Origin of the sequence: Sphingobium sp. JS3065, from assembly GCF_026427355.1 — a bacterium.
In the GTDB taxonomy this organism is placed as follows: Bacteria; Pseudomonadota; Alphaproteobacteria; order Sphingomonadales; family Sphingomonadaceae; genus Sphingobium.
Genome location: NZ_CP102664.1, coordinates 3,235,815 through 3,259,569 on the forward strand (window position 1 = coordinate 3,235,815; position 23,755 = coordinate 3,259,569).

Sequence of the window (23,755 nt, forward strand, 5' to 3'; positions counted from 1 at the left end):
CCGTTCAGCGTGTGAGTGACGATCGAGGCGGGATCGTGGCGGGCTTGCGCTCCCGCATGTTCGACGTGTTTAAGCGCGCCAGTCCCGCCGCGATCTCCTGATCCGTCGCGATCGGCACGGCGAATATGAGCCCTGCTGGCGGCTCGATCGGCCGAGAGAAGCCGACCACGATGTCGCCGGTCGCGCCCTCATACCAGTGGTCGAAGCCCCAACGCGTCAGTCGATCCCGCCTGTCCTGCCGATCGATCCGCACCGCCGCGCCGACGACCGGGGCGCTGTCCCGAATATGTGTGACGAAGGAGCGGGCGACCCGCATCCCTTGGAAATCCTCTCGCACCGCTCCGGCCATCATACGCAACGACAGATCGCGAACGGCGCATGAGCAGATCGTCGCGGCAATAAGCTCGCCGTGGCGGCGCACGGTCCAGATCGGGTTATGCGCTCGGCTCAGCACGAACTCAACGGCCTCGACGCGATCGAGAAAATCCACAGCCTCGACGATCATGCGGCTTCCGCGCGCTGCAAGGCTCGAAGCTCGATTGTCCACCCGCGCGGCCGGGCTTTCCTCATGATGCGAAGCGGCGAGCCGAGCAGCTTCTCATTCAGTTCGGCCAGTGCGGTGTTCAGGGCTTTCCGCATAGAGCTTTCGGACGGCCCGCCCTCCGCATCATCATGAACATAGCTGAATATCTCATAGGCTGAGACGACCCGAGGGGGCATGATCGACCGTCGAATAACATCCTGCTCCTCCAGGTAGCGAAGCCGAGAGGTCAAGATGTTGGCAGAGATTGCCGGATTCGCTGCTCTTATTCGCGAGAAGCGAGCAGGCCCTTCCAGGAGCGTTCTTATAATCGCGACAGTCCACTTCGTGGAAATGATCGCGTCGGCAATTGCCTGGGGATCGTCGGAAGGCGGGCGCCGCTTCATCCGCCCGGTGCCGCGTTCGCCGGACCCGAGCGCGCAACCAGTTCGCCCTCCTCGCGCGCCGGCGGCTTGATCCGGAACCATAACGCATACAGAGCGGGCAGGAACACGAGCGTCAGGATCGTCCCGCCCAGCGTGCCGCCGATGAGCGTGATCGCCATAGACCCCCAGAACACCGACTGGATAAGCGGGACGAAGGCCAGCACCGCTGCGAGAGCCGTGAGGATGACCGGACGCGAGCGCTGCACGGTGGCTTCGACGACCGCCGCATAAGGGTCCGCTCCCGCCCTCTCATTGTCGTGGATCTGGCCGATCAGGATCAGCGTGTTGCGCATCAGGATACCGGCAAGCGAGATCAGCCCCAGGATGGCGTTGAAGCCGAACGGCGTGCCGGTGACGAGCAAGGTCGGCACGACGCCGATCAGCCCCAACGGCGCCGTCAGCAGTACGATCGCCATAGCCGACAGGCTGCGGACCTGCAGGATGATGACGACCATCATCAGCACGATCATGATCGGGAAGATCGGCGCGAGCGCCGCGTTCGCCTTGTTCGCCTCCTCGATCGAGCCGGCCATGTCGATGCGGTATCCGCTCGGCAGATTCTTGATGATCGGCTGCAGCTTTTCAAGCATCGCGGTGGAGACATCCGGCGGCTGAAGTCCGTCGGCGATGTCGCCGCGCACGGTGATGGTCGGCACGCGGTCGCGGCGCTGGAGAATGGGATCTTCCATCCGCACTTCGAGCTTGCCGATCTGGCTGACCGGCACCCGTTCGCCATTCGCCCCGGTCAGCATATAATCGCCGATGCGGGCGGGATCGAGGCGGTCGGCGCCGCCGGACCGCGCGACCACATCAACGGTGCGGATATCCTCCCGTGCCTGACTGACCGTTGCGCCGGTCAGCAGGAACTGCATTTGTTCGGCGACGTCGGCTGAGGTCAGTCCCAGCGCGCGAAGGCGGTCCTGATCCAGAATGAAGCGTAGCGCCGGCGCACGATCGCCCCAATCGCTGTTGACCGTGCGCATCATCGGATCGCCTTCCATCACCTTCTGCACCCGCGCGGCGACGCTGCGGACGGTGTCGATGTCCGGGCCGTTGACGCGGAAGGCGACCGGGAACGGCGAAGGCGGCCCAAACACCAGTTGGGTGGCGCGGACGCGCGCGGCGGGCGCGAGACCGTCGGCAGCCGCCTGGCGTAGTTTGCGTTTCAGTGCCTCACGCTCATCCTCGTTGCGGGTGCGGACGATGATCTTGGCAAAGGAAGGGTCAGGCAGTTCGGGAGAAAGCGACATGTAGAAGCGGGGCGCGCCCTGACCGACATAGGTGGTGACGATCGCCGACTCCGACTGTCTGCGCAGCCAGGTCTCGACCTCGCGCGCGGCTTCGCTTGTGCGGCCGATCGCCGTGCCCTTCGGCATCTGCACTTCGACCAGCAGCTCGGGCCGGTCGGATGTGGGGAAGAACTGCTTCTTTACCGGCCCCATGCCGACGCCCGCGATGAGGAAAGCGCCGAGCGTACTCAGCACGACCAGCTTCTTGCGGTGCACCGCCCAGGCGATGATCCCCCGAACCTTCTCGTAGCGCGGCGTCCGATAGATGGCGGCATGGCCACCCTCCACGGGCTTGATCGCGGGCAGCAGCTTTACGCCCATATAGGGCGTAAAGATTACCGCCACGAACCAAGAGGCTATGAGCGCGAAGCCGACGACCCAAAAGATGTTACCGGCATATTCGCCGGCGCTCGATTGCGCGAAGCCCACGGGCATGAGACCAATGACCGTCACCAGCGTGCCCGCCAACATCGGTGCCGCGGTGTGGCTCCAGGCATAGGCCGAGGCACGGATGCGGTCGTAGCCCTCCTCCATCTTCACGACCATCATCTCGATCGCGATGATCGCGTCGTCGACCAGCAATCCCAGTGCGAGGATGAGGGCGCCAAGCGTGATGCGGTCGAACACGCGGTCGGTCGCCCACATGATCACGATCACGATCGCCAACGTCAGCGGCACCGCGGCGGCGACGACGATGCCGACGCGCCAGCCCAGGCTGATGAGGCTGACGATCATCACGATCGCCAGCGCCTCCAGAAAGGTGTGCATGAACTGGTCGACGGCATCGCTGATGTTGACCGACTGGTCCGTCACGGTGCTCAGAGTCATGCCCAACGGGAGCTCTTCCCGAATCTTGTCGACCTCGGCGTTCAACGCTTTTCCAAGATCAAGGCCGTTCGAGCCGTCACGCATGACGACGCTGAGCAGAAGCGCCGGCTCACCTTCGCTACGGATCAGGAAGGAAGCGGGATCTTCGTAGCCACGCTTCACCTTCGCGACCTCGGACAAGCGCAGCGTGTTGCCGTTTGCGACGATGGGCAGGTCCCTGATCTTCGACAGATCGTCGAATGCGCCATCGAGGCGCACCACGACCGACGGCCCCTTCGTCTCGATCGATCCGGCGGGCGTTATGAGGTTTTGCTTTCCGAGCGCATCGAGGATCGCGCGAGGGGACACTCCCAGCGTGGCAAGCCGCTCCTCCGCAAACTCCACGTAGATGCGTTCGGGACGTTCCCCCAGAATCTTGATCTTGTTGACACCGGGAACGTGGAGCAGGCGTTGACGCAGGCTTTCGGCTTCGCGCGCCAGGTTGCGCTGCGGCTCGCCCTTTGCCTTCAGTGCGTAGAGCGCGAAGCTGACGTCGCCATATTCGTCGTCGACGAATGGCCCAATCACCCCACGCGGAAGCCTGGCCGTCTCGTCCTGGAGTTTTTTGCGCGCCTGATAGAATTGCTCGGGCACGTCCTTCGGCGGCGTCTGGTCGCGCAACGTCAGGGTCGTGAAGGCTAGCCCAGGGCGTGTGAACGTCTCGCTGCGGTCATACCAGCGCAGCTCCTGTAGCCGCTTTTCCAGCGGCTCGGCGACCTGATCCTGCATTTCCTGCGCGGTGGCGCCCGGCCAGGCCGTGACGACGGTCAGGTTCTTGATCGTGAAGCTGGGATCTTCGGCTCGCCCGATCTGCAGGAAGGCGAAGACACCCGCGAGGATGATCATGATGAGGAAGAACAAGGTGACCGGCCTCTCGCGAACGGCCAGGGCGGAGAGATTGAAACGGCCAGGGCCTTCCGAAGGCGCGCTCATCGGGCGGCAATCCGAACGGGCTGGCCTTCATGCAGCATGTGCGCACCCATCGCCACGAAGCGCTCGCCGGGCTTCAATCCGCCACTGATGGTGGCGGTCTCTTCACCCAGCGCCGCGATGCGCACAGGACGCCATGTCACCTTGGGCTGCGCGCCTGATTGCACCACCCATATGCCCGGTCCTTTGCCCACGTCGCGGATCGCGCCGAGCGGCACTTGGGTCCCACCGGCATCACCGGGCATCGTGAGCGCTATGGTCACCGTCGATCCGAGCGGCGCACGGGCCGGCGCGCCGGCAAGGACGTAGCGTGCCTCGAAAGTGCGCGTGGCCGGATTGGCGGCATCGGAGAGCTGACGGAGCGTCGCGTCTCCGTTCGCACCCTGATAGGTTCGTGCCCGCGCTGAAGATCCGATGACGGGACGGACCGTTTCGGGAAGCTGCACCAGCGCCTCGCGCGGCCCCGAACGGGCGACGCGCACGACGACTTGTCCAGCGCCCACGACCTGCCCCGGCTCGGCCAGGGTTTCGACAACCGTCCCGTCCGCATCCGCTACCAGCACGCTGTAGCCAGCTTCGTTCCGCGACACGCGCGCCTGCGCTTGTGCTGCGGAAAGCTCGGCACGGGCCGCGTCGGCGGCCGCCTTGGCCTGATCGTAAGACGAGGCCGAGATGGCCCCGGCCGCGACAAGATCACGCAAGCGGCGCTCATCGGCCGTCGTCTGCTGCGCGCGCGCCCGCGCGGCCTCGACCGTGCCGAGCGTGGCGCGCGTCGCCAGCGCAAGATCGGTCTGGTCGAGGCGCATAAGCGGCTGCCCCTGGCGCACGACATCGCCGGCATTTACGAGGCGTTCGATGATCTTCCCGCCGACCCGAAAGCCGAGGTCGCTCTGCACCCGCGCCGCGACGACGCCGGTAAACTCACGGTTCGCCTCACTTTCGGCCACCGGCGTCATCACGCGCACCAGCGGCGGTTTCGTGCGCGGATCGGTCTCCTGCTTCTGGCAGGCAGTAAGGGACGCAGAAAGCGACAGGGCGACGCACGCGATCTGGATTGGCCGACTCGACACAGAGAACCTCCAAGGGAATTTGGAGGACTATCTGTTGTCGTATGACCGATTAGTCAACCGGTCACAGCGATTTTATGATGCCAGGCTGCGCAGGACGAGGCCCGTGACCTCAGTTTGGGCATCGGGCAGAAGCTCGAGATTTTGTTCCAGATGAAGGGGATGTATGAACGGTGACATGGCATAGAAGATCGCGCGGCAGGTCTCGTCGAGCGGCGTCTTGCGCTCGAATTCACCGCTGTCCCGCCCGCTTTTGACGATCTCCTCAAGCATCTGCTTGAGCGTCTCTTGGTAACGGATGGTGGAACTCCACCGCTCGGTAGTCGCGTGTGTCGTAATGTCGTAGATTTTCCGATCCTGGAAAAGCAGCTCGAGTGTCAAGGTAGTTATCACTCTGAACATACGGCGCAACCGCTCGCTGGCGCTTCCGCCTTCATCAATAGCGACTCGTGTTTCGGCGACGATGTGTTCTAGGCGCGAACTGCAGATCGCCTCCCCGATCGCCTGTTTCGATTCGAAGAAGCGGTAGATGTAGGCCTTGGAGAAACCAATCTCCCGAGCCAGGTCGGCTACGGTCGTCTTGCCATAGCCGTAACGGGCAAAATACTCGTTGGCAGCCTCGACGATCTGGTCGCGGACAGCATGCTCGGCCGGGCCACGTCCAGATGGTGGGGGAGGAGTCTTGTCTTTCATGCTGGCTATATAACGCCACCCTTGCTGATTGACAAACGGTGACCATATCGACCATTGGTCATATGTGCTTCAACGAGTCGATCCGCCTATGCGCTTCCAAACCATGCTGTCACCAACGCTGCTTGCCGTCCTGCTGGGCGGCTGTGCGGTAAGTCCGCGCTATGTTGAGCCAGCCTCCCATGCACCCGCTGCCTTCGTGACCGGCCCTGCCGTCGAGGCGCGGACCGCCTCGGCGGCGACTGCCGATCTTGTCGATTGGTGGCGCTCCTTCGACGATCCGCTGCTCACCAGCCTCGTCGAGCGGGCGCTCGCGGAGAATCTCGATCTGCAACAGGCCGTCGCCCGGGTGTCGCAGGCGCGCGCTGCGCTAAAGGGCGCCAATGCCGCCTTGCTACCGTCGGGTCAGATCAGCGGGCAAGCGGGCGAGACCTACCAATCGCTTGAAACCCCCATTGGCCGCATTGGCAGCGCCTTTCCGCAGTTCGAGCGCTCGACCGAACTTTATGGGCTTGACCTCGGCGCAAGCTGGGAACTCGACCTGTTCGGTGGGCGCGATGCGGCGCGCGATGCGGCACGGGCGGAGTGGCAGGCCTCGGCCGCTGGCGCGGTCGCTGCCCGGCTTGCCGTCGCGGCCCAGACCGCCGACACTTACATCATGATACGGGCGCTGCAGGCGCGCCTCGCCATCGCCCGCTCGCAGACCGAGACCCAGCAACGCCTGACAGACCTGGTGGCGCTCCAATATCGCAAAGGCGTGGCGGCCGAGTTGCAGCTGCGCCAGTCCGAAGGCGCACTGGCGCAGGTTCGGGCTTCGGTGCCGGCGCTTCAGAACGAACTCGATATCGCCATGAATGCGCTCGATGTGCTGATCGGCGTTCAGCCGGGCTCGACCCGATCGGAACTGGCACAATCCTCCCCGATACCGCTCGCCCCCGCGGTATCGACGGCGGGCGGACCGGCATCGCTGCTGCGACGCCGGCCCGACATCATCGCGGCGGAGCGAACGCTCGCGGCTTCCAATGCCCGGATCGGTGCGGCGATGTCGGAATATTATCCCAAATTCTCGCTCAGCGGCCTGCTGGGCACGGCGACGACTGCTGCGGGCGGCCTCTTCACTGGCAACGCGACGCAGGCCAACGGGATATTCGGCCTGCGCTGGCGGTTGTTCGACTTCGGCCGCGTCGATGCCGAGATCAAGGCCGCCAAGGGCCGCAATGCCGAGGCGCTCGCAGCCTACCGCCAGACGGTATTGCGCGCCTCCCAGGACGTGGAGGATGCCTTCTCCACGCTGGTGCAGCAGGAACAGCGCGCGGCGGTGCTGGGACAGGGTGAAACCTCGCTTACCCGGGCTCAGCAAGCGTCGCTTGCCGCCTACAAGGGCGGCGCGGTCAGCCTGATCGAAGTGCTCGATGCGGATCGCCGGCTCCTGGAAACCCGCGATGGTGCGGTGCAGGCGCGAGCGGCCGCCGCTCGTGGCGCCGTCGCCTCATTCCGCGCGCTGGGTGGTGGATGGGCTGCGGCTTCGACGCAGAGATAAATCCAAAAACAGTGAGATGCAGCGATGGCACGCGCCGCCTCTCGGCCCGCTCTGCTCGCGGTAAACAAGGTGAGCATCCCGAGGGTACATCTAATACGCCATAGCCACCGCCGGCGTGGCGTGCAGCCGTTCGATATCCTGCCTTGGGGGTGCACCGAACATCCGCCGATATTCGCGGCTGAACTGGGATGGGCTTTCGTAACCGACCGTGAAGCCCGCCGTGCCTGCTGTCGCACCCTCGACAAGCATAAGACGGCGCGCTTCCTGTAGTCGCAACTGCTTCTGATATTCGAGCGGCGTCATCCGCGTGATCGCCTTGAAATGCGCGTGCAGCGAGGAAGGGCTCATGCCGGCTTCCGCAGCTATGTCATCGATGCGGATTTGGCTGTCGTAACGCTGGCGGATCGCAGCAATGGCGCGGCTTACCTGATCGAGGTGACTGCCCAAGGTCGCGAGGTGGCGTAATATCTGCCCATGTGGGCCGTGGAGCAGGCGATAAAGTATTTCGCGTTCGATGAGCGGCGCCAGCGCATCGATAGTGTCGGGACGGTCGAGTAGCCGGACCAGTCGGCAAGCCGCGTCGATGAGATCAGGGTCGCTTGGATAGACCCCCAGCACCGGCAGATCGGTGCGTCGGGCCGCGTCGCCATCTTCCACCATCAGTTCCGCGAAGATTGTGGGATCGAAGTCGATCTTGCAGCAGAGATAGGGTTTGTCTGCACTGGCCTCGGTGATGTTGCACACCAGCGGCATGTCCACCGAAACGACCAGATAGTGCGCGGCATCGTACACTACGCTGTGATCACCAATCGACACCCGGTTCGATCCTTGGGCAATCAGGCACAATCCGGCTTCATAGATGACCGGCATCGGAATAACCGGCTGATCGGCGTGAACCAGTGACAGGCGAGGCATAGCGGTGGCGCAAAGGCCCGGGCCAGCCACGTGACGTTCAATAGCTTGCGCCAGTTCGGCAATTCTATCCATAGGTCCATATTCGACGATGCCGTTCCGTCGCGCAAGCAGCGCGCCATCAATCCTGGAGGATCGTGCAAATCATTCGGAGGATCGCTCTATCGCCCCATACCAATGCTGCGCCATTTGTATGCCATCACTTAAGAACGGAAAAGAAGCATCATGATGCATACTATCGACAAGGTTGTGCTGATCACCGGGGCATCGAGCGGCATCGGCGAAGCGACCACACGTGAGTTGGTGGCAGCAGGCGCACGGCTGTTTATCGGTGCCCGCCGCACCGAGCGGCTGAAGGCGCTGGCGAACGAACTGGGCGAGAACGTCGCATGGCAGGAGCTCGACGTCACCGATGGCGCCGCGTTCGATGCGTTCGCTGATGCGGCGGAAGAACGGTTCGGTCGGATCGACGCGTTGGTCAACAACGCCGGCATCATGCCGCTTTCGATGCTTGCTTCCCTGAAGCGGGATGAGTGGAAGCGCATGATCGACGTGAACATTCACGGGGTTCTGAACGGCATTGCTGCAGTGCTGCCGCGCTTCGTTACACAGGAAAACGGGCATGTCATCAATGTCGCCTCGGTCGCCGCGCGCATCGTGACGCCCGCCTCGTCGGTCTACTCCGCGACCAAGCATGCCGTCCGCGTCATCACCGATGGTTTGCGTCAGGAACATAACAACATTCGCGCGACCCTCATATCGCCCGGGCCTACCACCAGCGAACTCGGTCACGACGTCTCTGATCCCGACATCGCGGCCTGGATCCAGCAAGGCATGCCGGACGCACAATCCCCTTTCGCGATCGCCCAGGCGATCCGCTATGCGCTTGAACAGCCTGACAACGTCGATGTCAGCGAGATGGTCGTCCGCCCGACGGCATCGCCGTTCTAGAGCGGTCGATCTGATTGAATCAGATCGACCGCTCTATTCCTTTGTTTTACCGCGATTTCTTAAACGTCAGACAATGCCATCTGACTGGAAATCGCTAAGCTTCCGTCAAGCCTCAGCCTTCGGTCCAAGACGGCCGAAGGCTGGCGACCGCCCACAAAACAGCGATCAGTCTCGGCAATTTCGGCAACTTATCAAGAGACGGCCTGCGTACCGACCATGTCGGCCTCCATCGCATTTTTGTGCTGATGACCGGAGAAATCAAATGCTTATCTGTCCGCGTGGTCGTTGCCACCGTGTGCGGCGATGAACATGGCGACGGCAGACCGGCAATAGGATTCGATTTCGTTTTCGTCCGCTGCTCTCGCCTCGGGTCGTTCGCGACGCCCGCCCGGTTCGCCGATGTGAGGGAGGGTGAACGCCTGCGCTACGGACCCGCCGGTCTCTCCGCGCCTGAACGGATCGAGGCAGCGCCGTCGCCCGTTCCGGTTCCCATGCCGCCGCCCGCCCCGCCCGCATCCGATGGCCCGGACAGTTGGGAAGGCCGCGTGCTCGCCGCACTGAACAGACATCTTCGCTATCCGCGCGACTCGCTGGCGCGCCGCGAACAGGGCGCGCCGCTGATCCGTTTCGTGATGGATCGCGACGGCAGGGTGATGTCGGTGCGATTGCGCCGCACCTCAGGATCGCCGGACCTCGATCGCGAGGCGCTGTCGCTGCCGATGCGGGCCATGCCGCTGCCGAAGCCTCCCGACGATCGGCCGGGCGCCACGCTGGAGCTGGTCGTTCCCATCCAGTTCTTCCTGCACGATCGGCCATCCAGCCCTAATCGGCGTCCGGATCGCGGAAATTGAGGCGGCGGGTCACGGTATAGTCCAGCACGCCGACCAGAAAATAGCTGATCCACTGCTTGATCAGCGTCGGCAGGCTGCGCTGGGCACGGTGGGTTTCCAGCGTGATCCGGCGGCTTTCCGCGACGCGCCGGTCGATGAAGGCGCGCATCGCCTGGGCGAAGCCCGCATCCTCCACCCGCAACATGACCTCCAGGTTCAGGAACAGGCTGCGCATGTCGAAATTGGCCGATCCGATATAGACCGCGTCGTCCACGACGATCAGCTTCATATGCAGCTTGCAGGGCTGATATTCCCAAATCTCCACCCCCCGCTTGAGCAGTGGGCCGTAGAGCAGCCGCGCCGCCGCGACGGTCGCGCCATTGTCGGACCTGGATGGCAGGACCAGGCGCGATCCCGTCCGCCGCGCGGCATTGGCAAGCCGCTTCAGCATTCCCCGGCCCGGCGAGAAATAGGCCGCCACCATGTCCAGCCGCCGCGCCCGCTCCAGATCATGCTTCACCATCTGCGCCCAGGGGCTGAGCCGCCGGGTCGGGCCGCCGATCACCCAGCGCATCGGATCGCCCGGAGCGATATGGAGGGGGCTGTGCCAGTTGCGCACCATGCGGCGCAGCGTGCGGAAGCGCTGCTTGCGCGTCGACACCCAGCGCCAGAGCTGGCCGTACCAGCTCGCCATCGCCTGCACCTGCGGCCCTTCCACCAGCAGGCCAAGGTCGTACCAGCAATCCTCCGCCGGAATCCCGAAATAGCCGTCCTCGACATTGAAGCCGCCCATCAACAGCCGCCGGTCGTCGGCAATCGCCAGTTTCTGATGGTTGCGGATCAGATAGCGCGTCGAGCGGCGCGCGCCGAAGCGGCCGAAATGCCCGCCCGCCGCCGCCAGCGGATCGAAGAAGGCGAGCGGCGTGGCCGCCGATCCGAAGGCGTCGACCATCAGCGTGACGGCCACCCCCCGCGCCCGCGCCGCGACCAGCCGGTCCAGGATCAACTGCCCGCTGCCGTCCGCGGCGAAGATGTAATAATAAAGTTTCAGGCTCTCATCCGCGCCGTCGATCAGGTCGACCAACGCCTGCCGCAGCGCAGGGCCGGTCTCGATCAGGCGCAGGCGGTTGGCGTGCAGGGACAGGCCGATCTGACCCTCGCCCTGCCCTTCGCCCGGCCTCTCGCCCGACCCTTCGCCCGACCCTTCGCCACGCCCCGGCTCTGCCTGCTGGATGCTCGCCATCTTCCGTTCATGCCCGCATTCGGGGCGGCTGGCCACGACTTTATGGGCTTTTCATTGACTCTTGAGAGCTGCGCTGTTAGGCGCGCCTTTCACCATTTCTCTTGGTTCAGGAGCGCCCGTTTGGCCCGCGTTACCGTCGAAGATTGCGTCGACAAGGTTACCAACCGTTTTGACCTCGTCCTGCTTGCCGCGCAGCGCGCCCGTGAGATTTCGGGCGGCGCCGAACTGACTCTGGACCGCGACCGCGATAAAAATCCGGTCGTCGCCCTGCGCGAGATCGCGGAGGAAACCGTCCTGCCGGATGAGCTGCATGATTCGCTCGTCGCTTCGCTGCAGAAGGTGCAGATCGACGATGACGATACGCCGGACGAAATCGGTTCGATCGCCCAGTCGGCGGAGGCCCTGCGCCTGACCGCCGCAGCCCCGCCGCGCAACCAGAATATCGGCGGCGACTACGACGGCTGATCCGTTGCCAGTTTGGAGAGGGAATGAGGCTCGGCCTGCGCAAGCAGGACCGGGCCTCACCGTTTTGGGGAAGGGGCCGCAGGTCGTTCAGGCGGCCCCATCCTGCTTTACGCGGGGAAATTGCCCGCCGTGACGAATTCCGAAATGTCCTTCCGCCCGCTCGGCTCTTCGCGGGACTGGAGCGCTTCGGGCAGGGTCGCCTTGTCGCCGATGCGGCCGAGCGCGACGGCGGCTTCGATGCGGAAACGGTCGGGCACGCCCAGTTCCACCCGCGCCTTGTCGAACTCGACGCCGGTCATGGCATGGCTGTGATAGCCGAGCCGCGTCGCCTGCAACGCCAGCAGCGCCCAGGCCGCGCCCGCGTCGAAGCTGTGACTGTGGGAGGGCTTGAAATCCTCCGAACCCGGCGCGGCGATCAGCGTGTCGGACAGGATGTAGACCAGCGCGGAGGCGTTCTGCACCCATGCCTGGTTGAAGGGCAGCAGCAGACCCAGGAACCGGCTCCAGTCGGCGCTGTCGCGCGTGGCGTAGAGCAGGCGCCAGGGCTGATAGTTGAAGGCCGATGGCGCCCAGCGGGCGGCGTCGAAGATCGTGTTCAGATCCTCCTGCGGGATGGCGGAGGAATCGAAGGCGCGGGGCGACCAGCGGTCCAGGAAAAGCGGTTCGACGGCGCGGGTCACGGCGCGGGTGGTGGCTGACATGGAAACTCCCTGAAAACTGGGGAACGACGTGAAAGCCGTTCGGCCGATGGCCGCGATATCGGGAACCGGGTGGGAAGGGCAAGCCTGTCAGCGCATTTTCACCGCAGATCGAGCGACGGCTCCAAAATCTCCGTCCTGTCCGTGGCGCCCCGGTCGAGCGCGACGGCGTCAGGCCCGCGTTCGAGCAGGACGCGGTCCGGCTCCCGCAGCAACTCGCGCTTCAAGGCCTCGCTCCAGAGACCCCAATGCCGACCGATTGCCGAGAGCCATTCCATATCTCCTCTCCCCCACATGTCCTCTCCCCGCCGAATCGGGACGGCTTCTTATCTAGTTTGCAGGTAGAGATTTGTCTTTCAAGCTTTGCTGATCGCGGGGGTAGAAAAGCTTGATCGGGCGCAGGGTGCTTCTCGCGCATGGCGCCGAACGGCGTTACGCCTGACTTGAAAATGCCTTGATGAAGAGGAGCCGATAGCCGATCCCCAGTTCGTTGCCGATAATCTGCGGATGCTGCGGGTCATCCTCCAGTTTCTGACGCAAGGTGCGGATCAGCACGCGCAGATATTCGACATGATGCTCATGCTCCTTGGGCCAGACCTCCTTCATGATCTGGCCGTGCGTGATCACCCGCCCCGGAAATTTGGCGAGCTGGGCGAGCACGGCATATTCCTTGGGCGTCAGATGCACCTCTTTCCCGGCTTTCTTCACGACCCGGTTCAGCAGATCGACCTCGACGTCGCCGGCATGGACGGAAGGGACGCCTCCGTCCCTCGTCATGCGATTGCGCAGCGCCACGCGCACCCGGGCGAGCAATTCATCCGTGTCGAACGGCTTCGTCAGATAATCGTCCGCGCCCAGGTCGAGCGCGGCGACCTTCTCCTCCGTCGCTTCCCGCGCGGACACGATGATCAGGGTCGTATCGCTCTGTTGCTTGAACAGGGGCACCAGCTCCAGGCCGTCGCGGTCGGGCAGGCCCAGGTCGAGCAGGCTGATGTCCGGTCGTTCGGACCGCAGCCTGTCCAGCGCTTCGCGGGCGTTCCCGGCCTCCACCGTCGCATAGCCCGCGCGGGTGAGCGCCGCGCCGATCAGCCTGCGTATCTGCGGTTCGTCATCGATGATCAGAACCTTGTGGCGGATCGTCATGATAGTGCCTCGCCGGGAAAATCGCTGATGACAAGATGTTCCGGAATGCGCAGCGTAAAGCGGGCGCCGCGGGGTTCGACATTGTTCGACGCATCGACGCTCAGGCCCATCGCCTCGGCAAATCCCTTGACGATGGCAAGGCCAAGGCCGGTGCCATGCTTGACCCGATCCGATCCTTCGAGACGCGAGAAGGTGTCGAACACCTTCTTCTCCGCACCGTCCGGGATGCCAGGCCCTTCGTCGATGACGGATAGCAGGATGGCGCCGTTCTCGCGCCTGCCGCCGATCGTGACCGGCGTTTCCGGCTCTCCGTAGCGGCCCGCATTATCCAGCAGGTTGATCAGGCAATGGTGCAGCAGCACCGGATCGACGCGCACCAGCGGAATGTCCGGCGGGATGTCGACCTTTACCTCATGGCCGGCGAGCGACTGGCGGGTGTCCCGGACCGCGCTGCCGACCGCGTCGAACAGGTCGGTCGGTTCGATCTTCATGGGCAGGGCGCCCGCTTCGACCCTGGCCATGTCGAGCAGGTTGGCGACGAAACGGTTGAGGCGCCGCGCTTCGCCCTCGACCGTGTCGAGCAAGGCGGACGGCTGCTGTTTGCGCAGCTCCTGCGTCGCGGACATGATCGTCGTCAGGGGCGTGCGCAAATCGTGGCTGACCGAGGAAAGCAGGGCGGACCGCAACCGGTCGCGCTCGTGAATCTGGCGCGCGCCCTGCATCTCCTCCTCCAGCGCCGACCGGTCTAGGGCAATCGCCGCCTGGTCGAGAAGACTCATGAGCAAAGGCACCTGATCGGAGCGCAGCGGTTCGCGGGCGTCGTCGCGGGCCAGCCCAAGCACGCCCAGGACGCCCCGCTGGGTACGCAGCGGATGGAAGAGCCAGTCGGACGCCGTCAGCGTCGACGATCCGCGACCGGCGGGCTGGGCGTTGTTCATCGCCCATCGCGCCGCCGCCCGCTCTATTTCCCCCAGCCTGTCCTCAGGCGGGTAGGCGGCCCGCAATGCGGGACCGGTATCCGACGGCAACAGCATCACGGTGTGCACGTCCAGGAGCCGGGCAATCTCCGCACAGATCGCCTGCATCAGTTCGGCCTGGCTGGCGGCGGAGGTCAATTGCCGGGAAAAACCGGCGAGCGCCGCATTCTGACGGGCGCTGGATTGGGCGAGGTCAGCCTGCCCCCGCACGCGCGCGGCAAACTGGCTGGTGACGACGGCGACGCCCAGCAGCACGAATATGGAGACGACATTCTCCGGGTTGCTGACGGTCAAGGTGCCGGTCGGCGGCAGGAAGAAGAAATTATAGGCAAGGCTGGAGACAAGGCCGGCAAAGAGTCCGGCGCGCAGGCTGTACGTCGCGGCGGCGAACATGACCGGGATGAGATAAAGCAGGGCGATATTGCCGAGGTCGATGACTTCCAGCAGGAGCCGGCCCGCCGCTGTCATCGCGGCGATCATCAGCGCCGACCAGAGATAGTCGGTCGGCTTGCCCCAGGCGGCGCGGGTCGAATGCCTGGCGCGCGGCCGCGCGAGATCTTCGTCCGACGGGAGGACATGGACGGCGACGGAACCGATGTCGCGAACCAGGCGGTCGACAACCGAACCGTGGCGAAGCTCGAACCACCAGGATCGGTTCGACTTGCCGATGACGATCTGGGTCGCGTGCGCATCGGCCGCGAAACTGCGCAGACCATCGGCGACATTCTCGGCCGGAATGCTCGCTGTCGCGCCGCCAAGCCGCGACGCCAGGGCCAATGTATCCGCGAGCGCCTTGCGCTCCTCGTCGGAAAAGCCCTGCGCCCGCCGGGTCTCTATATGGACGGCGGTCCAGGGCGCTTTCAGCGCGTCGGCCAGGCGTTTGGCGGCGCGCACCAGGCCCGGCGCGCCCGGCTGCTCGCTGACGGCGACCACCACGCGCTCGCCCACCGCGAAACTGCCCGCAAGGGCGTGGGCGCGGACATGGTCGAGCATCTGCGTATCGATCGCCTGCGCGGCGCGGCGCAGCGCGAGTTCGCGCAAGGCGGTGAGATTGGATTTGGAGAAGAAGTGGGTGAGCGCGCGCGCCGCCTCGTCCGGGATGTAGACCTTGCCTTCCTTCAGGCGCTCGATCAGTTCGTCGGGCAGGATATCGACGACCTCGATCTCCGCGGCCTCCAGGATGGAATCGGGGACGGTTTCACGCACGCGCACGCGCGTGAAAGAGGCGACGATATCGTTGAGGCTTTCAATGTGCTGGATGTTGATCGTCGAATAGACGTCTATGCCGGCGTCCAGCAGTTCCTCGACATCCTGATAGCGCTTGGGGTGCCGGCTGCCCGGCGCATTGCTGTGCGCCAGTTCGTCGACCAGGACGAGCTTGGGGCGCCGTTCCAATATGGCGTCCAGATCCATTTCGCCAAGACTGTGGCCGGCATGGTCGACATGCCGCCGCGGGATTAGCTCATGACCGGCGATCAACGCCTCGGTCTCGCGCCGGCCATGGGTTTCGACGACGCCGATGACCACGTCCACGCCCGACTTCAGCCGCCGCATGCCGTCGGTCAACATCTCATAGGTCTTGCCGACACCGGGCGCCGCGCCGAGGAACAGCTTGAGGCGGCCTCGTCCTTCCTGCGTGGCTGCCCGCAGGAAGGACTCGGGCGAAGGGCGTTTGTCGGCGGCGTTCACCGTGCGTTATTAGCGCTTATACGATCCAGCCGTCGATTAAGATCGAGCACGTTGACGGTCGGTTCCCCAAGCACCCCGAGGAAAGGATAGCGGATGGTTTCCTGCACGGAAGATCGGACCCGCGCCACGGGAAGGCCGCGAGCCGCCGCGACATGGGCCGCCTGATAAAATGCCGCCTCAGGCGAGATGTCGGGATCGAGACCGGAGGCGGAGGCCGTCGCCAGATCGGCCGGAACGGGGCGACCGGGGGACATTCGCTGAAATTTCGCGACATCGGCCCTGGTGCGGTCGACCAGCGCCTGGCTCGTCGGGCCAAGATTGGACCCGGACGAAGCGAGGCCGTCATAGCCCTTGCCGGCAGCCGATGGCCGCGAAGAGAAATAGCGCGGGTCGGTAAAGCCCTGACCGATGAGGGAGGAGCCGACGATCTTGCCCTTGTCCACGATCAGGCTGCCATTCGCCTGATGCGGGAAGAGGGCCTGGCCGATTCCGGTCATCGCAAGCGGATAGGCGATGCCGAGCAGGACCGCGAACAGGATGGTCAGCACGATGGCCGGCCGCAGCGAAGTGAGGATATCCTTGCCCATGATAAATCCCTCTAAACCAGGCCCAGGCCGCTGACGGCCAGGTCGATGAGTTTGATGCCGATGAACGGCGAGACGAGGCCGCCAAGGCCGTAGATGGCGAGGTTGCGCGCAAGCAGCGGTCCGGCGCCGATCGGGCGGTAGGTCACGCCCTTCAAGGCCAGCGGAACAAGCAGGGGGATGATCAGCGCGTTGAAGATGATCGCCGACAGGATCGCGCTTTGCGGCGTCGCAAGTCCCATCACGTTGAGGATGCCCAGACCGGGATAGAGCGCCACGAACATGGCCGGAATGATCGCGAAATATTTGGCGACATCGTTGGCGACCGAGAAGGTGGTCAGCGCGCCGCGGGTCATCAGCAGTTGCTTTCCCAGGCCGACAACCTCGATAAGCTTGGTCGGGTCGCTGTCCAGGTCGATCATGTTGCCCGCTTCGCGCGCCGCCTGGGTGCCGGTGTTCATGGCGACGCCGACATCCGCCTGGGCCAGGGCCGGTGCGTCGTTGGTGCCATCGCCGCACATCGCGACCAGGCGGCCGCCTTCCTGCTCCTGGCGGATCAGCGCCAGCTTGTCTTCCGGTGTCGCCTGGGCAAGGAAATCGTCGACCCCCGCCTCAGCCGCGATCGAGGCGGCGGTCAGCGGGTTGTCGCCAGTGATCATCACGGTGCGGATGCCCATGGCGCGCAATTCGCCGAAGCGTTCGCGAATGCCAGCCTTGACGATGTCCTTCAGGAAGATGGCGCCCAGCAGCTTGCCGTCCTTCGCGACCGCCAGCGGCGTACCGCCTGAGCGCGCGATTTCGTCGGTGATCCTGCGCAGTTCCTGCGCCGCAGGCTCCTTGTCCAGGCCGGGATTGGCGCGCAGGATGGCGTCGACCGCGCCTTTCTGGATCTCGGCGCCGCCGATCTTCACGCCGGATAGCCGGGTCTGGGCGGTAAAGGGGATGACCTGGGCGCCGTCGGGCAAGGCGTCGGCCGACTGGCCGAACCTGTCCCGGGCGAGGAGGACGATCGAACGGCCTTCGGGCGTCTCGTCGGCCAGGCTGGCGAGCAAAGCCGCCTCGGCAAGCATGGCTGGCGTCGCGCCGCCGACCGGGCGGAACTCGGCCGCCTGCCGGTCGCCCACCGTGATCGTGCCGGTCTTGTCGAGCAGCAGCACGTCGATGTCGCCCGCGGCTTCGACCGCGCGGCCGGACTTTGCGAGCACGTTGAAGCGCACGAGCCGATCCATGCCGGCGATGCCGATCGCCGACAGCAATGCGGCGATGGTGGTCGGGATCAGGGTGATCAGCAATGCCGCCAGGATCGCGACCGGGATCGATCCTCCGGCGTAGCTGGCAAAGCCGGGGATGGTGCCGACCGCGATCAAGAAGATGATCGTCAGCCCGACCAGCAGGAGCGTCAGCGCGATCTCATTGGGCGTCTTCTGCCGCTCGGCCCCCTCGACCAGCGCGATCATGCGGTCGAGAAAGCCTTGACCGGGATTGACGGTGACGCGAACCCGGATTTCGTCCGACAGGACGCGCGTGCCCGCCGTAACCGCCGACCGGTCGCCACCCGCCTCGCGGATGACTGGCGCGCTTTCGCCCGTGATCGCCGCTTCGTTGACCGAAGCGACACCGGAAACCACCTCGCCATCGGCCGGGATGAGGTCGCCGGTCTCGATCAGCACGATGTCGCCCATCCTGAGCGCACTCGCGGGCACATTTTCCTTCTCCCGTCCGTCGCCTTTCAGGCGCTTGGCGGTCAGATCGGCCTTGGCCGCGCGCAGTGAGGCGGCCTGCGCCTTGCCCCGCCCCTCGGCGATGGCTTCGGCGAAGGTGCCGAACAAGACGGTCAGCCACAACCAGACGACCAGCTGAAGCTTGAAGGCGACCGACAGGCCGTCCTGGCCGATAACCAGCAGGACGGTCAGCAGGACAGCCACGACCGCGGTCGTGAACATCACCGGATTGCGGATCAGCTCCCTGGGGTTGAGCTTGCGGAAGGCGTCGCCGATCGCGGGAAGGATCAGGTCGGCGGTAAAGAGCGATTTGGACGCGGTGCGTGCCATTTTTGTGCTCCGATCAGAAAAGCTGGCCGCGGATCATCGCAAGATGATCGGCGACAGGGCCAAGCGCGAGGCCAGGCAGGAAGGTGAGGCCGCCCACGATCAGCACGATGCCGATGAGCAGCCCGGTCCAGAGCGGTCCGGTGGTCGGGAAGCTGCCTGCCGTCGCCGGCGTGTGCTTCTTCGCCGCGAGGCTGCCGGCAATCGCCAGCATCGGGACGATCACGAAGAAGCGCCCAAGCCACATCGCGATGCCGAGCAGGCCATTGTAGAAGGGCGTGTTCGCGGTGATGCCTGCAAAGGCCGACCCGTTGTTCCCGACCGCGCTGGTGAAGGCGTAGAGAATCTCCGAAAAGCCGTGCGGCCCCTTGTTGAGCGGCCCCGCCAGTCCGGCATCCGTCACCGAGGCGATGGCGGCGAACCCAAGGATGATGAGCGGCAGCACGGCGATCGCCAGCACCGCAAGCTTCACTTCGCGGCTCTCGATCTTCTTGCCGACATATTCCGGCGTGCGGCCCACCATGAGTCCAGCGACGAAAACGGCGAGGATCGCGAAGAGCAGAAAGCCGTAGATGCCCGCGCCCACGCCACCCACCACGACCTCGCCAAGCTGGATGTTGAACAGCGGGATCATGCCGCCAAGCGCGGTGAAACTGTCATGCATCGCATTGACCGCGCCGCAGCTCGCCGCCGTGGTGATGGCCGAGAACAGCGCCGAAGCGGCGATGCCGAAGCGGACCTCCTTGCCCTCCATGTTGCCGCCAGCGACGCCGATGCCGTGGAGGATCGGATTGCCTGCGGCCTCCTGCGCGTAGATGACCGTCACGCCTATCAGGAAAATGGTGAGCATCGCGGCAAGGATCGCCCAGCCCTGGCGGGTGTTGCCCACCGCCTTGCCGAAGGTCCAGCAAAGGCCGAAGCCGATCAGGAAGATCGACAGCATCTGCATGAAATTCGTGAGCGCGGTCGGATTCTCGAACGGATGCGCCGAGTTCGCGTTGAAGAAGCCGCCCCCGTTCGTGCCGAGCATCTTGATCGCTTCCTGGCTGGCGACCGGCCCCAGGGCGAGCGTCTGCTTCGCGCCTTCCAGCGTCGTCACGTCGACCGAACCCGCCAATGTCTGCGGCACGCCGCTGGCGATCAGGAACAGCGCGTAGACGATGCAGATCGGCAACAGCAGGTAGAGCGTCACCCGCGTCACGTCGGCCCAGAAATTGCCGATCCCCGTGGCGCTCCGCCGGGCGAATCCGCGGAAGAAGGCGAACGCCAACGCGATGCCGGTCGCGGCAGACAGGAAGTTATGGATGGTCAGGCCAAGCATCTGGCTGAGGTTCGACATGGTCGATTCCCCCGCATAGCTTTGCCAGTTGGTGTTGGTCGCGAAGCTGACCGCCGTATTGAACGACAGATGTTCGCTCAGGCCCGCATAACCCAGGGGATTGAGCGGCAACCCCGCTTGCGACCGCAGGACCGCATAGGTCAGCAACAACAGCGCGGCATTGAAGATCAGCATGTTGACGGCATAGCGCCGCCAGCTATGGTCCTCGTCCGGATCGATGCCCGACAGCTTGTAGAAGCCGCGTTCGACGGGGCCGAGCACGGCATGGAGCGGCGTGCGCCGTCCCTCGTACAAGGCGAACAGCCACAGGCCGATCGGCTTGGCAAGCGCCAGCAAGATGCCGATAAAGGCCGCGATGAGCAGCCATCCCTGAAATGTCATGGTGGCTTCCTTTGTCAGAAGCGTTCGGGCCGCGCGAGGACCGCGACCAGATAGAGGAGGAGGCCGAAGGCGGTGATCGCCGCGAGCCAGAGATCGATGGTCATGATCGGGCCATCCTCATGCATTGTCGCACAGCGCGGCATAGCCAAGGCTGGCCGCCAGCAAGGCGAGGATGAGGCCGATCCAGAAAATGTCCTGCATGGGTTTGCTCCTGCAGTGCGCGCGCGCGGGAAGCGGCATGAGTCGCCTGCAGTCGCTCAGATAATGCAGGGCGCCGTTGGAATTCGAGACGGAGGAAGTGGGGAACGCATAGTATTTGCGTATGAAATGGCCGGGCCTGCGGCGTCTGCGTTCCACCCTCGATTGCCCTGCAAGCCGACCGTCATGCGGTCAGCAAGGCTGGATGGCATAGCGGCCGCGGTTTTGGAGCTGGCAGCGGCGGCAAACGTTGGCATATGGGTAAATGGCGGGCAGCGCCGGATGAAGATGAGAACTATGAAATCTTCATAACCCTTTGATAATTATTAAGATACTTGGCCTTGTGCGGTTATCGGCGGGTTTCGGCGGCATTTGGGTGGCTAACGGCGGCCAATTCGGACATTTGACTGAACATTTCCATTCCGCCCGCTGTTTTAGGCGATGCACCTACTCGCTGGATACCTCGGTTCTTCCAATAGGCCCAATTGCTGAAAAAAGCCGTGAGAACTGGGACACTGCGTAATTGATTTAGCCACCCTCGTGCATAGCGCGAAGTCGCCTTGGCGCTTTAATGGAGGAGGACCGATGTCGATCTACTCAAGGATTGGATGCGAGTGATAAGACAACGCATATCTGCGTAGTCAATGTCGAGGGGCATGTGCCGAGGACCTCTCATATCATTCGAATCGCTCATCGCTTGCATGCCGCGCTGGCCTACGCTAGGTGTACTGAATGGTCACTAACTCCCGCCTCCGCCGGCTGTCCAAAGAAGATCGACGCACAAATATTATAGAGGTGGCTCACCAGGTTTTCGCCCGGGATGGCTATGGCGGTACATCTATGTCGGGGATCGCCGCCGCGCTCGGCGGCTCAAAGGCGACCCTGTACAAATATTTCGACGCTAAGGAGCCGCTGTTCGAGGCGGTCATGCTGGAATGCTGCAAGGGTCTGTTCGCTGATTTTCAGTCGGCTTCCTTCAATCAGGAAGATGTCCGGACCTATCTGATCGAGGCTGGATCGAGACTGTTGGCGGCAATGCTGAAAGGAAGCGCACTAGACATCAGCCGGCTGATTTTCAGTGAGGGAGCCAGGCACCCAGAGATCGCTCGCATCTTCTATGTAAACGGCCTCGATCCAGCCTATGCAGCCGTCGCGGAAAGGCTGGCCTACTTCCACTCGTCTGGGCAGATAAGCTGCCCCGAACCCATTATAGCAGCGAAGCAATTCATCGCCTTGGTACGCGGTGACATCCACCTGCGCGCGATCTGCGGACTGGGTGTTCCGATTGATCACGCGCAGTTGCGCGCACACGTCGAACAGTCCGTGTCAATCTTTCTCGCAGGAGTTGCGCCGGGCGCAATCGGCAATGTCATAAACAACATTCATAGAAAGGCAGTTTCATGACCGAGCGAATCCTCGACGGAAAGATTGCGCTAGTGACGGGCGGATCAGGCGGTATCGGGCAGGCGATCGCCACCCACCTTGCCGAGGCTGGTGCCGAAATTCTGGTCCACTATGCGAAGAACGAAGCGGCGGCGCAAAAGACTGCGTTGAAGATCACCAATTCCGGCGGCAGGGCTCGCGCCGTTCAGGCGGATCTGCGCGACAAGGCAGCGATCGGGGGCCTGGCTGCCCAGATCGACAAGCTGGATATCCTGGTCAACAATGCCGGCATCGCGGATGGCAGCGACCTCGCCTCAACGACCGAGGCAGCGTATGACAACGTTTTCGACACTAACGTCAAAGCGACGTTCTTCCTGACCCAAGCGCTTCTGGCGAAGATCAACGATGGCGGCGCCATCGTCAACATCTCGTCCACGGTGTCGATCGCCGCATATCCCGACCTGATCGTGTATTCCATGTCTAAGACGGCGATAAATGGCTTCACCCGGTCTCTCGCCGCAGGACTTGGCTCGCGGAAGATCACGGTAAACGCTGTCCTGCCTGGCGCAACTGACACCGATTTTATCGCTTCCGTGAAGGATTATCCAAGCGCGATGGAAGGCATCATCAGCGCGACGGCCCTGAGCCGGTTGGGTACGCCCGATGATATCGCGCGCGTCGTCACGTTCCTTGCATCCCCTGCGGGCGCGTGGATCACCGGGCAACTTATTCAGGCCAATGGCGGGATGCACCTGTGAATACCCAACCCGGATATCACAGGTGTTATTGCACCACATAGGTAGTCAGGATGCTGGGACGCTCTTCTATCTTAAATGCGCTGAGAGACGCAATTTTCCGGCGCCATATCTGACAGGCCCTCACCCGGGCCGGCGGGCTGCATCTTCAGGTCGGAACTGCTGTCCGCCGTGAAACTTCACAGAGGGGATCTCTGCGACCTTTGTCCGCCATTCCAGCAGCGCGGTATGATCGTCGGCGATCGGCACGCCGACGAGATCAGCAAAGTAGAGACCGCAATAGAGGGGGAGATCGGCCATCGAAAAACTATCGACGGCAAGGAAGGGCTGGCGCGACAGAAGTTCATTGAAATAGGCCATGTTCTTGACGGCATAGTCACCGCGCCGTTTTCCCCACTCGCGGGCGCCTTCCCAGTCAGGCATCCGCCATGGACGTAGCGCCGGGCCGAGCCCTCGGGTGCCGTAGTGAAAATAATCTTCGACCGCGTCGATCAACATCATCTCTGCGCGGCGCTGCATCATATGAATAAGCCCCTTCTCACGCGGCGAGACGCCGGTGAGCGTGGGGTGGCCGTCAAGATTGTCGAGATACATGGTGATGGCGGTCGATTCGGAGATGATGGTTCCATCATCGAGCACCAGCACCGGAATCTTGCCGATCGGGTTCATCCCCAAAAAGGCGCCCTGCTTCTGCTCGGCCGCCATCAAATCAACGCTGACGAACTCGACCTGATCCTCAAGCCCCTTTTCCGCGAGCACGATACGAACACGCGCCGGGTGAGGGCCTCCTTCTCGATCGTAGATTTTTCA

At 63.8% G+C, this 23,755-nt stretch carries 23 protein-coding genes; 6 read left to right on the forward strand and 17 right to left on the reverse strand.

What is annotated here, in order from left to right:
• Positions 1-4 precede the first annotated feature (4 nt).
• The 5 genes from NUH86_RS15740 to NUH86_RS15760 all read right to left on the reverse strand — a co-directional run bounded on the left by NUH86_RS15740 (position 5) and on the right by NUH86_RS15760 (position 5,812).
• The gene (locus tag NUH86_RS15740; protein WP_267250356.1) at positions 5-505 is read right to left on the reverse strand and encodes a hypothetical protein; all 501 of its coding nucleotides are present in this window, start codon (positions 503-505) and stop codon (positions 5-7) included.
• Complete coding sequence (locus NUH86_RS15745; RefSeq protein ID WP_323748993.1) at positions 502-1,008, reverse strand: helix-turn-helix domain-containing protein; 507 nt, start codon at positions 1,006-1,008, stop codon at positions 502-504. The genes NUH86_RS15740 and NUH86_RS15745 overlap by 4 nt, the downstream gene beginning before the upstream one ends.
• The gene (locus NUH86_RS15750; protein ID WP_267250358.1) at positions 924-4,055 is read right to left on the reverse strand and encodes an efflux RND transporter permease subunit; all 3,132 of its coding nucleotides are present in this window, start codon (positions 4,053-4,055) and stop codon (positions 924-926) included. Before NUH86_RS15750 ends, NUH86_RS15745 begins: the two co-directional genes overlap by 85 nt.
• Positions 4,052-5,122, reverse strand: coding sequence for an efflux RND transporter periplasmic adaptor subunit (locus NUH86_RS15755; protein ID WP_267250359.1), 1,071 nt, complete (start codon positions 5,120-5,122; stop codon positions 4,052-4,054). The genes NUH86_RS15750 and NUH86_RS15755 overlap by 4 nt, the downstream gene beginning before the upstream one ends.
• A 72-nt stretch (positions 5,123-5,194) precedes the next feature.
• Positions 5,195-5,812 (reverse strand): TetR/AcrR family transcriptional regulator, encoded by a 618-nt coding sequence (locus NUH86_RS15760; RefSeq protein WP_267250360.1) that lies wholly within the window; start codon positions 5,810-5,812, stop codon positions 5,195-5,197.
• Positions 5,813-5,900: 88 nt separating this feature from the next.
• Here NUH86_RS15760 and NUH86_RS15765 point away from each other — a divergent pair, with 88 nt between their 5' ends.
• The gene (locus tag NUH86_RS15765) at positions 5,901-7,349 is read left to right on the forward strand and encodes an efflux transporter outer membrane subunit (protein ID WP_267250361.1); all 1,449 of its coding nucleotides are present in this window, start codon (positions 5,901-5,903) and stop codon (positions 7,347-7,349) included.
• Between the two features lie 90 nt (positions 7,350-7,439).
• Here the strand turns inward: NUH86_RS15765 and NUH86_RS15770 are convergent, their stop codons facing one another.
• Positions 7,440-8,336: an AraC family transcriptional regulator gene (locus tag NUH86_RS15770; RefSeq protein WP_267250362.1), complete on the reverse strand. Its 897-nt coding sequence runs from the start codon at positions 8,334-8,336 to the stop codon at positions 7,440-7,442.
• A 150-nt stretch (positions 8,337-8,486) separates the two neighbouring features.
• Between NUH86_RS15770 and NUH86_RS15775 the strand changes: the two genes are divergently transcribed.
• Together NUH86_RS15775 and NUH86_RS15780 are read left to right on the forward strand one after the other, a co-directional pair.
• Positions 8,487-9,212 (forward strand): SDR family oxidoreductase, encoded by a 726-nt coding sequence (locus NUH86_RS15775; protein ID WP_267250363.1) that lies wholly within the window; start codon positions 8,487-8,489, stop codon positions 9,210-9,212.
• 278 nt (positions 9,213-9,490) lie between these two features.
• Positions 9,491-10,063 carry an energy transducer TonB gene (locus NUH86_RS15780; protein ID WP_267250364.1) on the forward strand — a complete coding sequence of 191 codons (573 nt, stop codon included), beginning with the start codon at positions 9,491-9,493 and terminating at the stop codon, positions 10,061-10,063.
• On the opposite strand, the gene NUH86_RS15785 is transcribed toward NUH86_RS15780, so the two are convergent.
• Entirely contained in the window at positions 10,035-11,285 is a 1,251-nt protein-coding gene (locus tag NUH86_RS15785) for a phospholipase D-like domain-containing protein (protein ID WP_267250365.1), read from the reverse strand. The two genes, NUH86_RS15780 and NUH86_RS15785, sit on opposite strands and share 29 nt — an antisense overlap.
• Positions 11,286-11,405: 120 nt before the next feature.
• Here NUH86_RS15785 and rpoZ point away from each other — a divergent pair, with 120 nt between their 5' ends.
• Positions 11,406-11,750, forward strand: a complete 345-nt coding sequence (gene rpoZ / locus NUH86_RS15790; RefSeq protein WP_267250366.1) for a DNA-directed RNA polymerase subunit omega — start codon at positions 11,406-11,408, stop codon at positions 11,748-11,750.
• A gap of 107 nt (positions 11,751-11,857) precedes the next feature.
• Here the strand turns inward: rpoZ and NUH86_RS15795 are convergent, their stop codons facing one another.
• The 9 genes from NUH86_RS15795 to NUH86_RS15835 form a co-directional block, all read right to left on the reverse strand.
• Positions 11,858-12,451, reverse strand: a complete 594-nt coding sequence (locus NUH86_RS15795; protein WP_267250367.1) for a nitroreductase family protein — start codon at positions 12,449-12,451, stop codon at positions 11,858-11,860.
• Positions 12,452-12,549: 98 nt separating this feature from the next.
• Positions 12,550-12,726: a hypothetical protein gene (locus tag NUH86_RS15800; protein ID WP_267250368.1), complete on the reverse strand. Its 177-nt coding sequence runs from the start codon at positions 12,724-12,726 to the stop codon at positions 12,550-12,552.
• 154 nt (positions 12,727-12,880) lie between these two features.
• Positions 12,881-13,591: a response regulator gene (locus NUH86_RS15805; protein WP_267250369.1), complete on the reverse strand. Its 711-nt coding sequence runs from the start codon at positions 13,589-13,591 to the stop codon at positions 12,881-12,883.
• On the reverse strand, positions 13,588-16,257 hold the full coding sequence (locus tag NUH86_RS15810; RefSeq protein ID WP_267250370.1) for a sensor histidine kinase: 2,670 nt from the start codon (positions 16,255-16,257) through the stop codon (positions 13,588-13,590). Before NUH86_RS15810 ends, NUH86_RS15805 begins: the two co-directional genes overlap by 4 nt.
• Positions 16,254-16,844 carry a potassium-transporting ATPase subunit KdpC gene (gene kdpC, locus NUH86_RS15815; protein ID WP_267250371.1) on the reverse strand — a complete coding sequence of 197 codons (591 nt, stop codon included), beginning with the start codon at positions 16,842-16,844 and terminating at the stop codon, positions 16,254-16,256. The genes NUH86_RS15810 and kdpC overlap by 4 nt, the downstream gene beginning before the upstream one ends.
• Before the next feature lie 11 nt (positions 16,845-16,855).
• Positions 16,856-18,892 (reverse strand): potassium-transporting ATPase subunit KdpB, encoded by a 2,037-nt coding sequence (gene kdpB, locus NUH86_RS15820; protein WP_267250372.1) that lies wholly within the window; start codon positions 18,890-18,892, stop codon positions 16,856-16,858.
• Positions 18,893-18,905: 13 nt separating this feature from the next.
• Complete coding sequence (kdpA, locus tag NUH86_RS15825; protein WP_267250373.1) at positions 18,906-20,609, reverse strand: potassium-transporting ATPase subunit KdpA; 1,704 nt, start codon at positions 20,607-20,609, stop codon at positions 18,906-18,908.
• Positions 20,610-20,623: 14 nt separating this feature from the next.
• Positions 20,624-20,713: a potassium-transporting ATPase subunit F gene (locus tag NUH86_RS15830; RefSeq protein ID WP_267250374.1), complete on the reverse strand. Its 90-nt coding sequence runs from the start codon at positions 20,711-20,713 to the stop codon at positions 20,624-20,626.
• 13 nt (positions 20,714-20,726) lie between these two features.
• Positions 20,727-20,849, reverse strand: a complete 123-nt coding sequence (locus NUH86_RS15835; RefSeq protein WP_267250375.1) for a hypothetical protein — start codon at positions 20,847-20,849, stop codon at positions 20,727-20,729.
• Between the two features lie 690 nt (positions 20,850-21,539).
• Here NUH86_RS15835 and NUH86_RS15840 point away from each other — a divergent pair.
• Both NUH86_RS15840 and NUH86_RS15845 read left to right on the forward strand, forming a co-directional pair.
• Entirely contained in the window at positions 21,540-22,211 is a 672-nt protein-coding gene (locus tag NUH86_RS15840) for a TetR/AcrR family transcriptional regulator (RefSeq protein WP_267250376.1), read from the forward strand.
• Positions 22,208-22,948: an SDR family NAD(P)-dependent oxidoreductase gene (locus tag NUH86_RS15845; protein ID WP_267250377.1), complete on the forward strand. Its 741-nt coding sequence runs from the start codon at positions 22,208-22,210 to the stop codon at positions 22,946-22,948. The genes NUH86_RS15840 and NUH86_RS15845 overlap by 4 nt, the downstream gene beginning before the upstream one ends.
• A 120-nt stretch (positions 22,949-23,068) precedes the next feature.
• Here NUH86_RS15845 and NUH86_RS15850 read toward each other — a convergent pair whose 3' ends face one another.
• Entirely contained in the window at positions 23,069-23,749 is a 681-nt protein-coding gene (locus NUH86_RS15850; RefSeq protein WP_267252165.1) for a glutathione S-transferase family protein, read from the reverse strand.
• Between the last annotated feature and the right edge of the window lie 6 nt (positions 23,750-23,755).